The organism is Haloterrigena turkmenica DSM 5511, assembly GCF_000025325.1.
In the GTDB taxonomy this organism is placed as follows: Archaea; Halobacteriota; Halobacteria; order Halobacteriales; family Natrialbaceae; genus Haloterrigena; species Haloterrigena turkmenica.
In genome coordinates, this window is record NC_013743.1 from 3,788,144 (window position 1) to 3,799,870 (window position 11,727).

Consider the following 11,727-nt stretch of genomic DNA (forward strand, 5'->3'; position numbering starts at 1 on the left):
TAACGAATGTCAGGCACTACCATCGACGCCGAACCGGGCACCGTCTACCTCGTCGGTAGCGGCCCCGGCGACCCCGATCTGCTGACCGTCAAGGCCAAGCGATTGCTCGAGGAAAGCGATGTCGTCCTCCACGACAAACTGCCGGGTCCGGAGATCATCGATCTCCTGCCCGAGGACCGCCGCGAGGACGTCGGGAAGCGCGCTCACGGCGACCGCACGCCCCAGTCGGAGATCAACGAGCGACTGGTCGAACTCGCCCGCGAGGGCAAAACCGTCGTCCGCCTGAAGGGCGGCGACTCCTTCGTCTTCGGCCGCGGCGGCGAGGAGGCCGAGTACCTCGCGGCCCACGACGTTCCCTTCGAGGTCGTCCCCGCGGTCACCTCGGCCATCGCCGCACCCGCGGTCGCCGGCATCCCGGTCACCCACCGCGATCACGCCTCTTCGGTGTCGTTCGTCACGGGCCACGAGGACCCGACCAAGGCGGAGTCGGCGGTCGACTGGGAGGCCCTCGCGGCGACGGGCGGCACCATCGTCGTCCTGATGGGCGTCGGCCGCCTGCCCGACTACACGAAGGCGCTGCTCGAGGCCGGGATGGCCCCCGAGACGCCCGTCGCCCTCGTCGAACGGGGCACCTGGCCCGACCAGCAGGTCGCGACGGGGACCCTCGAGACCATCGTCGACGCCCGAGATGAGGTCGGGATCGAACCCCCCGCGGTGACGGTGATCGGCGACGTCGCCGGCACCCGCGAGTCGGTCGTCGACTTTCTGGAGAACGATTACGGCGCGGTCGGCGCCGACGAAGAGGCCACCGGAGGCGACCGATGAGCGAAGCAGAACCGTCCGAGGCGACCGACAGACCCACCGTCGCCGTCTTCCGCCCCGACGACGAGCGCCTCGAGTCGGCCGCGGCCCTGCTCTCCGAACTCGGCGCCGAGCCGGTTCCGGACCCGATGCTGGCCGTCGAGGCGACCGGCGCGACCCCGCGGACCGACGCCGACTACGTCGTCTTCACGAGCAAGACCGGCGCGGAACTCGTCTCTGAAGCGGGCTGGGAGCCCGGCGATCAGACCGTCTGTGCCATCGGCCCCGCGACGGCCGACGCGCTCCGCGCGGAGGGGTACGCGGTCGATCTCGTCCCCGAGAAGTTCACCTCGAGCGGCCTCGTCGCCGCCCTGGAAGACCGCGTCGCGGGCGCCCGCATCGAGGTCGCCCGCAGCGACCACGGCAGCGCGGTCCTGCTCGACGGCTTCGAGGACGCGGGCGCGTACGTCCACGAGACGATCCTCTACCGGCTGGTCCGTCCCGACGGCAGCGGCAAGTCGGCCGCGTTGGCCGCCGAGGGCGACCTCGACGCCGTCTGCTTCACCTCGTCGCTGACCGTCGACCACTTCCTCGAGGCCGCGGCCGACCGAGGGGTTCGGGACGCGGCGCTCGAGGGGCTCGCCGCGGCCACCGTCGGCGTCATCGGCGAGCCGACGGCCGAGACCGCCGCCGAGCGGGGAATCGACGTCGACGTCGTGCCCAAGGAAGCCACGTTCGACGCGCTCGCGCGGGAGACGGTCGCGGCCGTCCGACCCGGTCGCGAGTAACGGCTCGCGACTCGACGCCGTCGGGCAGATCGCGACTGCAGAAAAGCCGTGCAGGACCGTCACAACCCGCGTTAGCAAGGATAATCCCTACTCCTGATGGACCCCATGTTTCGACTACTGTGTCAGTACAATCGTCCCTCGGAAAGCGACTCGACCCGCCGGGTTCGATCGGCGTGCGCCTCACGTTTCTCGTATTCTGGGGGATCGATGCGGTCGCCGCAACCCTGTTCTTTCTCGTCCCCTACGCGAGCGAGCTCAATCCCGTCACCGTCTTCTTCTATCAGCTGTTCGGACTCCCCGGGGTCCTGCTCGCCGCGGCGTGCTACGCCGCGGTCGTGATACTGATCGGCCACGTCCTCTCGGACCCGATGGATATCCGGTTCGTCGCCATCGTCGTCGGACTGTACGTCCTGTTCGCGGCGAACAACGTGCTCCTGCTCATGTACCGCGAACCACTGCCGGAGCTACTTGGGCTGTGGTGAGACGCCAACGGTGACGCCGACCGCCGACGGATGACCGGAGGTTTATCCCGAATGCCGCCCCATCATCGACCGATGTACCGATGACCGATCCGGTTCCCGAACTCGCCGATCGCGCCGCCGCCTGCGCCGACCGTCTCCTCGATGCCGATCGCGTCCTGCTGGCCTCCCACATCGACGCCGACGGACTCACCAGCGCCGCGATCGCCGCACAGGCCTTAGAGCGCGCGGCGATACCCTTCGAGACGGTTTTCGAGAAACAACTCGACCAGGACGCCATCGCCGACATCGCGGCGACCGACTACGACACCGTCCTCTTTACCGACTTCGGGAGCGGCCAGCTGGAGATCATCGGCGAACATGAGGACGCGGGCGCCTTCACTCCCGTCATCGCCGACCACCACCAGCCCGCCGACCGCGACACCGAGTTCCACCTGAACCCCCTGCTGTTCGGGATCGACGGCGCCTCCGAACTCTCCGGCGCCGGCGCGAGTTACGTCCTCGCGCGAGCGCTCGCGGACACCGCGGACCGGTCGGCGGAACTGTGTTCCGATGGGGGAATGGTCACCGCCTCGGGCGCGACCGACGTCCGCGCCGATAACCGCGATCTGGCCGCCCTCGCGGTCGTCGGCGCCGTCGGCGACATGCAGGCCTCCGGCGGGGAACTCCACGGCGCTAACGAGAAGATCGTCGCGGAAGGCGTCGAGGCCGGCGTCCTCGAGACCGGCAAGGATCTGGCGCTCTACGGGAAACAGACCCGGCCGCTGCCGAAGCTGCTCGAGTACGCTACCGACGTCCACATTCCCGGCATCTCGAACGACGAGAACGGCGCGCTCCGGTTTCTGGACGGTCTCGACCTCGAGTTGAAACGCGACGGCGAGTGGCGCCGCTGGTCGGGACTGACCAACGACGAAAAGCAGACCGTCGCCAGCGCGCTCGTCAAGCGGGCCGTCTCGACAGGCGTCCCCGCGACGAAGATCGACCAGCTCGTGAGTACGGCGTACGTCCTCCCCGAAGAGCCGGTCGGCACGGAGCTCCGGGACGCCAGCGAGTTCTCGACGCTGCTGAACGCGACTGCCCGCTACGAGCGCGCCGACGTCGGCCTCGGGGTCTGTCTCGGGGACCGCGACGGAGCGCTCGAGCGCGCCCGGAAACTGCTGCGCAACCACCGGCGCAACCTCTCGGAGGGGATCGACCTCGTCACGCGCGAGGGCGTCACCCACGAGGACCATCTCCAGTGGTTCCACGCGGGCGATGAGATCCGCGAGACCATCGTCGGCATCGTCGCCGGCATGGCGATGGGCAACGAGGGGATCAGCCGCTCGAAGCCGATTCTCGCGTTCGCGGAGAAGAGCGCGGAGGGTGACGCCGCCGAGAACGGCCAGGAGGTCAAGGTCTCCTCGCGTGGCACCCACACCCTCGTCCGGCAGGGACTGGACCTCTCTACGGTCATGGGCGAGGCCTCGCGGGCCGTCGGCGGCGACGGCGGCGGACACAACGTCGCCGCTGGCGCGACGGTACCCAAAGGAAAAGAAGACGCGTTCATCGAACGCGCCGACGAAATCGTCGGCGAGCAACTCTCCTGACGAAAGTCGAACGGTAGCCGACTCGAGTCACAGCCCGCGGCGAACTCAGGTCGACCGGTCCATCGAGGCCGGCACCGTCGGCACCAGCGGCGCCCGGGAGGTCAGCAGATACGACCCCTTCCGGACCGCGCCCTTGGCGTACTGGACCGAGCTCTTTCGAATCGGCGTCCGCTTGCCGCGGATCTGGGTCCGACCCTCGAGGATGGCCGCGACGAGCTCGTCGCCGTCGATGTCGGCCCCGGTGGCAGCGTCGGGCGAGACGAGGATTTCGGTGTAGGCCTTACCGACGTTAGGCAGGTAGTGGGCGTCGCTGGCGCCGATCTGGGGATACTCGTGGCGACGGGCGAACGTCCGAGCGCGTCGGTTGCGGTAGCCGGTAAAGACCATGGAGTTGTAGGTCTCGATCGCGTCGACATCCTCGATGCGACGCTTGCGAACGCCGTGGCGGCTGCGCTGGAACGGGTGGGGGACGATCGCGATGCCGCCGAGGTCGCGGACGGCCGCGACGGTTTCCGTGAAGGGCTGGCCGGGATCGGGCCGTTCCTCGACGCCGATCGCCAGCAGGTGGCCGTGGCGGGTTGACACCTCGACGCCGGGAATGCCGATCAGGCCGTACTCCGGCGCGAGTTCGGCCGCGCGGAGCGACTCGCCGATCTCGTCGTGGTCGGTGATAACGACCCCGTCGAGTCCGATGTCGGCGGCCTGCTCGAGGATGAGTTCGATCGGTTCGTGTCCATCGTAGGAGTCGTCGGAGTGAACGTGAAAATCGATCGCGAGCGGAATCTGAGTCGTCATAGCGGGATCAGGGCGGGGGACGCTACGGCCAGTACCGCGCAGGTCCGCATAAACGCTGTGTTGCCGCTCGAGGGTCGATCGATACCCAGATTCAATATAGCATTATCAGATTTATAGTGACGAGAACCGCCCCGTGACGGACCGATCGACGACTCCAGCGAAGCGACCGAAGAGAACGACGAGGCGTCGAAACGGGGGCAGTCGGTCGAACGACGCAGAAAATCCGACCCGCCGAGAGGAGTCAGGACCGGTGGAGGCGGGCAATCGCTCGTTTCCGACGATCAGTGTGCGATCCGCGGCAGCAGACGACGCCGATCGAGATCGACTCGCCTCGAGAGGATTAGGCCACCCTAAAGTTCGGTGGACTTATGTTGTTTTAGGTAGGCCTAAAGAACGAACGGCGGTCCCCGCTACCGTGACTCGGCGCGACGACGATTCCGCTCCTGACGGGTCGTGGCGCCGCGCGACCGCCCTGCTGTCCGCCGAGAGACTGGAGGAAACCATGGTCGGAACGACACTCAGAGAGATTCGCCACGAGATCGAACGGCTGGCCAGCGACGACGGCGACTACTACGTCGTCTGCGCTCGCTCCGGCGAGCGGCCCGTCCCCGTCGCCGGCCACCGGTTCGCGACCCGCACGGCCGCGGCCGACGCGGCTCGAGTGACCGAACAGTACCGGGCAGCGCTCAGACGGTACGATCCGCAGTTGCCCTACTATGACCCAATCGTCCGGCAGGAACAGCCGCTACACGTCGGCGACGGGCCCGACGACCCTAGCGAAGACACGGGCCCAATCTCCCCGCAGCCCGTCGATCACGGCGGCGAGGCCGACGATCCGCTGATCAGTTTCTGTCACGACGTTTCCGGCGCCGTGTTCGAGGCCCTCTCGGAGAGCAATCACGACGAGGCCGAGACGGCGATCATGGAGACCTATCTGGCCGCGGCCGAGGCCACGACCGACCGGAACACGCTCTGTCTGGTGTTACTCGAGGCGATGGCGGCCGAACTCGAGCGACATCTGACCGTCGATGAACGGACGCGGCTGCTGCGGACCGCGGCGGCGAACCTCCCACCGGTTCCGTCGGCGACCGATCCCATCGAGGCGAGTCTGGCGCATCTGGACTCGCTGTCGCTGGTGCGAGCGTACGACGTCGCGCGCGAGCCGCGGACGGGGACCGACGCCTGGAGCGTCTCGCTGCGCGGGTACGCCATCGACTGCGACGGCCGGCGATTTCCGACGCTGCCGATCGGGATCGACATCCTGCGCCGGGCGTCCGAGGTGACCGCGGCGCTGAGCGTGACCGACGTGACCGCACTGGGCGAGGGCGACTGGGAACTCGTCGTGACCAGCGACGTCGAGGCGGCGGGCGGCCTCGTCTGTCTCAGGGAGGACGAGTCATGACGGACTCGACGGTCGTCCACCGTGCGGTGGCGTGTCTCGAGGACGAACGGGCCGACGTCGCCGACCGCGCCTCAGCCCTCGAGACGTTCGCACGACAGGTGCGGGACGTGCCGACGGCGTCAGGACCCGCGCAAGCGGCCGTCGCCGTGCCAGCGACGCCGAAGGCGATGGCGACGGCGGTCGGATCGGCGGCCGCGACCCCGAAGCCGCCCGACGATCGCTGTGCGACCGTTAGAGAGGCGTTCGTCGACACCGTCGAGCCGCACACCATCGCGGCCGACGACGACTCGCTCGGCAAGACGATGGCGGCCGAGCTTTCGGAGGAGATCGCGGTCTCGCTGGCCGCTGAAGCCGATTGGACGCCGGCGCTCAAACGGGCCGTTCTCGAGGAAATCGAGACCCAGCGCCGGAAGACGGTGCTGCTCGAGGAGACGCTGCAGCGCGAGCGACGGACGCTCGAGGAGGCGATCGACGAAATCGACGAGATCGTCGCGTGGCTGCGAACGACGGCCGACGAATCGCTGCTCCAGTGCGGGTTCGACGACCTACACGAGAAGCACGGCTGCCTCGAGGCCCATCGGGACCGTCTCGAGACGCTGATCGACGATCGGCAGCGGCAGTTCTCCGGGGAGACGAACCCCCGTGGGACCGCCGACTACCGGGGGCTCGTCGCGGCGATCTACGCGGATCTCTCCGTTCAGTACCCGCTGCTATCGACCGCGACGCGGCTGTACGGGATCTGCGGCGACTGTCAGCGGACGGTTCGAGCGCATCTGGCGCGGCGCGTTTAAGTGATCGTCCGCTGGCGGCGCGGACTACGACGACGACTTCGAGAGGCCGTCTGGGACGAAATCCGGAAGGGAAACGCTCTCGAGAACGTCTCGAACCTCGAGCGGATCGTCAGCCGCCGAGATGGTTTCGTGGATCCGTTCCATACACGTGAGGGCCCCGCTGATGGCGGCCCGACGGGTCGAGACGCGGCCGATCACCTCGGTGATCGTCTGGTCAGTGAGGAAGTACCGGTATCGCAGTTCCCAACACCGACAGAGCCCGAGTCCGGGGTGCGAGCGATCGGCGGCCGTTCGGTCCGCGATGAGCTCGAGCGGCGGCTGGCTGTAACGGTACTCGAACCGGCCGTCACAGCAGTCGATGGGTCCCCATCCCGGTGGTAATGCCTCGCATGGGATGGGGGGCTGATCGGGAGGCATGTCCCTCCCTGAACCGGGCACGGGAGTGTCGGTTCCGCTTGCGTACGCATCGTTCGTATACCGCATCCGCTACTGGGTCAGCGCCTTGTCATTCTTTCGCGAGTGACAGCTGCGAACCGCCAGCGGCCGACCGATCGTCCGACTTTTGTCTCCGCTCTCCGTCCCTCCGGGTATGGCCGACTTCGATCCCGAGAAATTCGAAGACAAGTACGCCAACTACTTCCCGGAGCTCCAGCAGGCGTACAAGAACGCGTTCAATCGAATGAACGATCAGTACGACTCGGAACTGGTCCACGCGATCGACCAGCAGGTGCTAAACGAGAGCGAACCCTTCTACGAGGGCGACGGCGAGTTCCGCATCGAGCTCCCCGACGACCCCTACGATCGACTCACGGGCGTGCTGGTCGAGCGGGATCGATTCGAGGAGGTCCTCGAGCGCCACGTCGAGGAGATCGAGACCGAACTGCAGCGAGTTTTCGGGTTCGCCTGATCCGGACCAGGCGACTCGAGGACCGCGATTCGGGCGTCGCGAGCGTCGGCAGCCGAACGGGTAGGACGGAAGGTTTAGGGGCACCCACATCCAAGGGTGGTCCATGAGCACGGAATCCCAGAACGACGGGGACGACCTCGAAGACCGCGTCGCGAACTTCCTCCGCCGCAACTTCCCGCAGATCCAGATGCATGGCGGCAGCGCAGCGATTCAGGACATCGACCGCGAGAGCGGCGAAGTCAGCATCGCCCTCGGCGGCGCCTGCAGCGGCTGTGGCATCTCGCCGATGACGATCCAGGCGATCAAGAGCCGGATGGTCAAGGAGATCCCCGAAATCGAGACGGTCAACGCCCACACCGGGATGGACGGCGGCGAGGCCGACATGGGCGGTGGCGACGGCATGAGCCCGTCGTTCCCCGGCGAAACCGTCGACGACGACGGCGACGCCGACGAAGGGCCGGAAGCACCGTTCTAGCCGCCGGTCGTCCCGTGTAGTTCCAACCGAGTTTTTCGCTATTTCATCCGCCGAGAGGCAGTGGTTCAGCTCCCTTTCGCCGGAGTCCGCTGTGGAGCCGAGAAGCGCTCAGCGGCACCGCTGTAGGAGCCGCGATAAACGGATGCCGCGCCGACTTCGGGCGGCGCAAAACGAAGAATGTAGCGACCCCGATCGGCGCTACTCGAGCGATTTCGCCCGGTTCTGAAACTCGCCGCCGCATTCACACACACCGGGATGGGTGTTCGCTTCGACGACGGTTCCACACTCGAGACACTCGTATGTCGACGCCGATTCGGGGTCGTTCTCGCCTTCGACGTCCTGGTCGTGGGGCATACGACGCACTTCTCGGTCCACGATCATATATTCCGTGCAAGAGTATCGAAGGCGAGTAGCCGCGACGACGGTCAGCGCAGCTCGAGTTCTCGTTCCCACGTCCTGACCAGCGAGGTCAGGGCCCGGTTCGTCGGCACCTCGAGCCCCCGTTCGGCTGCCCGATCGACCACGTAGCCGTTGATGGCGTCGATCTCGGTGCGCCGCTCTGCGCGGACGTCCTGGTGCATTGAAGACGTGTTCGCGGCCGTCTCGCTCGCGACTGACTCGAGTGCGGCGAGCGCTTCGCGGTTCGAGAGCCCGACGTCACAGGCCCGTGCGACCCGGGCCGTCTCGCGGGCGGCGGCGCGGGAGAGGTCGGTCGCGTCGGCCTCGAGGACGGCCCCGTTTTCGGTCCGAGCCAGCGCCGTGACGGGGTTGATCCCGGCGTTAACGGCGAGTTTCTCCCAGAGGCGGCAGGGCATATCGTCGGCGACGGTCGTCTCGATCCCCGCGGTCGCGAACGCCTCGCCAACTCGATCCGCGGCGGCCGCGGGGCCGCCGTCTCGAGCCCCCAGTACGACCTCGCCGACGCCGGTACACGCAACGACGCCCGGCTCGCGCAAAATCGCGCCGTAGGTCGCCGTTGCCGCGAGTATCGGGGCCTCGAGCCGCGCGGCGAGCGTCTCCTCGTTTCCCATGCCGTTTTGCAGGGAGCAGACGACGTCGAACGACCCCGTCGCGAGCGCGTCGGCGGCGGCCGCGGTGTCGAACGATTTGACCGTCACGACGGCCAGCTCCGCCTCGAGTCCCGTTCCGTCGGTTGTCGCCGCCGGGGACACGGTGAACGGGAAGCCGGCCGCCTCCCCCTCGAGCGTCAATCCCGACTCGCGGACGGCACGAGCGTGGGCCTCGCGGGCGACGAGCGTCACGTCGTGTTCGCGGGCGAGCAGCCCGCCGACGAGACTGCCGAGGCTTCCGGCCCCGAAGACGACGATCTCCATGGCTCGAGGTGGAACGAGCGGGCTGAAAACGGTTGTCGTCTGCGGGCCCGCTCAGTCCTCGGTCCAGTAGTAGCGGTTCTCGCGCTCGGTACCACAGGACGGACACTCGTCCGGGATGTCGCGGTCGATCCGGCCCGTTTCGCCACACTCCCAGCAGCGCCACACGAGTTCGGCCTCGCCGAACTGCTGACCCGAGGGACGTGTTCGACGCTCATTCCTTCGATCCCGTCACGCGAGGTGACGTAGAGCCCGTTCTCGTCGAACCCGCGGACCCGTCCGATCGTCTCACCGTTTTCGGTGTAAACCGTCGCTCCGAACCCCAGTCGCGACTGATTCTCGGCCGTGGTGTCTCACCGGTCGAATCTACGCCGCGCGAGGTGATGAACCCTAATTCGCGATATAGAATAGGCCTCGGACGGCCGACCGACGCGGTTCAGTCCTCGGTCCAGTACATCAGGTTCTCCCGCTCGGTGCCGCAGTTCGGGCACTCGTCGGGAAGTCCCTTGTCGATGTCACCCATTTCGCCACACTCCATGCAGCGCCACATGAGTTCGGCCTCGCCGAACTCGTGACCCGAGCGGGCGTGTTCGACGCTCATCGCCTCGGCGCCCTCGCGCGTGGTGACGAAGAAGCCGCTCTGTTCGAAGCCCCGAACTTTCCCGAGTTCGTTCCCGTCCTCGTCGTAGACGACCTGCCCGAGATTGAGGTCCATGACCTCCTCGACGGCCTCTTGCTCGCCTTCTTTCGCCGGAGTCTCCCCAGTTTTGACCATGGGCGAACGAACGCCGGCAACGTGAATAAAGTCACAGCGTGCATTGTGCAAGCGACCGCTCGAGGCCCGTTCCCGGCCGGAAACAGCCGATCGTGCTGCTCGCCGATCGGCTATTACAAACTGTAAACCAGAGACAGGGATACGGAAACCAGTGGAAGGGGTTAGCCCTGGCAATAGAAAACAATATACACTCCCTATCTAGATAGCTATCGTATGATAACCTCCCGCACAGTAGAGTTGCCCGACGGTCGGCGATCGGCCGGCCGGTGTGGTACCGACGGCACGGGGGTGAGAGCAGTACCGACCATTGCAAGGGAAAAGGTCGACAACGATCGAGCGCTTTCGGTGGGTGTGTTGTTTCAGACGTCCGCGTTCGGTCGTCAGCTCGAGCGCTGTCCGGCCGTCGTCCCGTCTCCGAGTCACGCCGGCGGTAGCGCGAGGGAATCATGACGGGGACCGGCGTCGCAACGGTCGGTGACTGTCGAATCGCCTACCGGCGCGCGGGGACGAGCGGCCCGCCCGTCGTCCTCTGTCACGGCGCCGGGATCGACGACGCGACGGTGTCGTGGCGCCACGCCATCGACGCCCTCTCCGAGGACTACCGCGTCTACGCGATCGACTGGCCTGAGTACGGCCGCAGCACCGGCTCGGTCACCCACACGATCGAGACCTACGTCGACGTCCTCGCCGGCTTTCTCGAGTCGCTCCCCTACGAGCGGGTCTCGTTGGTCGGAATCTCGATGGGCGGGGGCGCGGCGCTGGGCTACGCGCTCGAGCGACCCGACCGGATCGAGCAGTTGGCGCTCGTGGATAGCTACGGGCTGGGCGGGCGGCTTCCTAACGCCCTCCCGTGGAAACTGCTGTCGCGGGTACCCGGGATGACGGAGTTCGGCAAGATCGCCGCCGGGGCCACCACCGATAGCGTCAGGCTGGTCCTCGACAGTCTCGTCGCCGATTCGGGCGGCCTCTCCGACGAATTCGTCGACGACGCCCGGGCGAAGCTGATGGAGCCCGGCTCGATCCAGGCCTTCAAGGAATTTCAGGGGAACGAACTCTCGTACGACGGCCGCGTCGCGACGAACTTCGTCGACGACCTCGAGTCGCTATCCGTCCCGACGCTGCTGATCCACGGCGAGGAGGACCCACTCGTTCCCCTCGAGTGGTCGGTGCGAGCGGCGGAACTGATTCCGGAGGCCGAGCTGGACGTGATCGAAAACTGCGGTCACTGGGCGCCTCGAGAGCGCCCCGAGCGGTTCAACGAGAGCCTCCGAAACTGGCTTCCGGACCGCCGCTGTGCGCCGACACCCGAGTATCCGCTGGCCGAGATGCCCGGGATCACTCGCGTCGGCGATTGATTACGGTCGACTAATTTCGATGGCCGGAAGCACGGCTCGAGCAACGCGAGAGCCGTGCGATCCGGGGGAGGGCAGGCGTTCATCCGTTACGACCGCGAGAGAGCGCCGCAGGCGCTCTCGAGCGGGCCGACGACCGATGTGAACGAACGACTGAAAGGAGTGAGAGAACGGAGGGCGGAGTGCTTTTCATCAACGTTTTGCCGAGTGCGGTCGCGGAGCGACCGCACGCAGAGCAAAAGGTT

The 11,727-nt window shown here is 67.0% G+C and carries 14 protein-coding genes and 1 pseudogene; 9 read left to right on the forward strand and 6 right to left on the reverse strand.

What is annotated here, in order from left to right:
* Window positions 1-6: 6 nt before the first annotated feature.
* The 4 genes from cobA to HTUR_RS18130 all read left to right on the forward strand — a co-directional run bounded on the left by cobA (window position 7) and on the right by HTUR_RS18130 (window position 3,654).
* Window positions 7-825 (forward strand): uroporphyrinogen-III C-methyltransferase, encoded by an 819-nt coding sequence (gene cobA, locus HTUR_RS18115; RefSeq protein WP_012944785.1) that lies wholly within the window; start codon window positions 7-9, stop codon window positions 823-825.
* The gene (locus HTUR_RS18120) at window positions 822-1,589 is read left to right on the forward strand and encodes a uroporphyrinogen-III synthase (protein ID WP_012944786.1); all 768 of its coding nucleotides are present in this window, start codon (window positions 822-824) and stop codon (window positions 1,587-1,589) included. Before cobA ends, HTUR_RS18120 begins: the two co-directional genes overlap by 4 nt.
* A gap of 119 nt (window positions 1,590-1,708) precedes the next feature.
* The gene (locus HTUR_RS18125) at window positions 1,709-2,071 is read left to right on the forward strand and encodes a hypothetical protein (RefSeq protein ID WP_012944787.1); all 363 of its coding nucleotides are present in this window, start codon (window positions 1,709-1,711) and stop codon (window positions 2,069-2,071) included.
* Window positions 2,072-2,151: 80 nt separating this feature from the next.
* Window positions 2,152-3,654: a DHH family phosphoesterase gene (locus HTUR_RS18130; protein WP_012944788.1), complete on the forward strand. Its 1,503-nt coding sequence runs from the start codon at window positions 2,152-2,154 to the stop codon at window positions 3,652-3,654.
* 45 nt (window positions 3,655-3,699) lie between these two features.
* Here the strand turns inward: HTUR_RS18130 and HTUR_RS18135 are convergent, their stop codons facing one another.
* The gene (locus tag HTUR_RS18135) at window positions 3,700-4,449 is read right to left on the reverse strand and encodes a CehA/McbA family metallohydrolase (RefSeq protein WP_012944789.1); all 750 of its coding nucleotides are present in this window, start codon (window positions 4,447-4,449) and stop codon (window positions 3,700-3,702) included.
* Window positions 4,450-4,951: 502 nt separating this feature from the next.
* Between HTUR_RS18135 and HTUR_RS18140 the strand changes: the two genes are divergently transcribed.
* Together HTUR_RS18140 and HTUR_RS18145 are read left to right on the forward strand one after the other, a co-directional pair.
* Window positions 4,952-5,851, forward strand: a complete 900-nt coding sequence (locus HTUR_RS18140) for a DUF7551 domain-containing protein (protein WP_012944790.1) — start codon at window positions 4,952-4,954, stop codon at window positions 5,849-5,851.
* A complete protein-coding gene (locus HTUR_RS18145) occupies window positions 5,848-6,642 on the forward strand; it encodes a DUF7260 family protein (RefSeq protein ID WP_012944791.1) in 795 nt (264 codons plus the stop codon). The genes HTUR_RS18140 and HTUR_RS18145 overlap by 4 nt, the downstream gene beginning before the upstream one ends.
* A 24-nt stretch (window positions 6,643-6,666) precedes the next feature.
* On the opposite strand, the gene HTUR_RS18150 is transcribed toward HTUR_RS18145, so the two are convergent.
* On the reverse strand, window positions 6,667-7,059 hold the full coding sequence (locus HTUR_RS18150) for a hypothetical protein (protein ID WP_049941800.1): 393 nt from the start codon (window positions 7,057-7,059) through the stop codon (window positions 6,667-6,669).
* A 172-nt stretch (window positions 7,060-7,231) separates the two neighbouring features.
* Here HTUR_RS18150 and HTUR_RS18155 point away from each other — a divergent pair, with 172 nt between their 5' ends.
* Window positions 7,232-7,549: a DUF5783 family protein gene (locus tag HTUR_RS18155; RefSeq protein WP_012944793.1), complete on the forward strand. Its 318-nt coding sequence runs from the start codon at window positions 7,232-7,234 to the stop codon at window positions 7,547-7,549.
* A 103-nt stretch (window positions 7,550-7,652) separates the two neighbouring features.
* On the forward strand, window positions 7,653-8,024 hold the full coding sequence (locus HTUR_RS18160; protein ID WP_012944794.1) for a NifU family protein: 372 nt from the start codon (window positions 7,653-7,655) through the stop codon (window positions 8,022-8,024).
* Window positions 8,025-8,222: 198 nt separating this feature from the next.
* On the opposite strand, the gene HTUR_RS18165 is transcribed toward HTUR_RS18160, so the two are convergent.
* The 4 genes and pseudogenes from HTUR_RS18165 to HTUR_RS18180 all read right to left on the reverse strand — a co-directional run bounded on the left by HTUR_RS18165 (window position 8,223) and on the right by HTUR_RS18180 (window position 10,130).
* Window positions 8,223-8,378, reverse strand: a complete 156-nt coding sequence (locus tag HTUR_RS18165) for a rubrerythrin-like domain-containing protein (RefSeq protein WP_008893379.1) — start codon at window positions 8,376-8,378, stop codon at window positions 8,223-8,225.
* A gap of 71 nt (window positions 8,379-8,449) precedes the next feature.
* Window positions 8,450-9,358 (reverse strand): ketopantoate reductase family protein, encoded by a 909-nt coding sequence (locus HTUR_RS18170; protein ID WP_012944795.1) that lies wholly within the window; start codon window positions 9,356-9,358, stop codon window positions 8,450-8,452.
* A 51-nt stretch (window positions 9,359-9,409) separates the two neighbouring features.
* Window positions 9,410-9,681, reverse strand: a pseudogene (locus HTUR_RS18175) (DUF7130 family rubredoxin-like protein).
* A 110-nt stretch (window positions 9,682-9,791) separates the two neighbouring features.
* Window positions 9,792-10,130 (reverse strand): DUF7130 family rubredoxin-like protein, encoded by a 339-nt coding sequence (locus HTUR_RS18180; protein ID WP_012944796.1) that lies wholly within the window; start codon window positions 10,128-10,130, stop codon window positions 9,792-9,794.
* Between the two features lie 446 nt (window positions 10,131-10,576).
* Between HTUR_RS18180 and HTUR_RS18185 the strand changes: the two genes are divergently transcribed.
* Window positions 10,577-11,485: an alpha/beta fold hydrolase gene (locus HTUR_RS18185; RefSeq protein ID WP_012944797.1), complete on the forward strand. Its 909-nt coding sequence runs from the start codon at window positions 10,577-10,579 to the stop codon at window positions 11,483-11,485.
* Window positions 11,486-11,727: the final 242 nt, after the last annotated feature.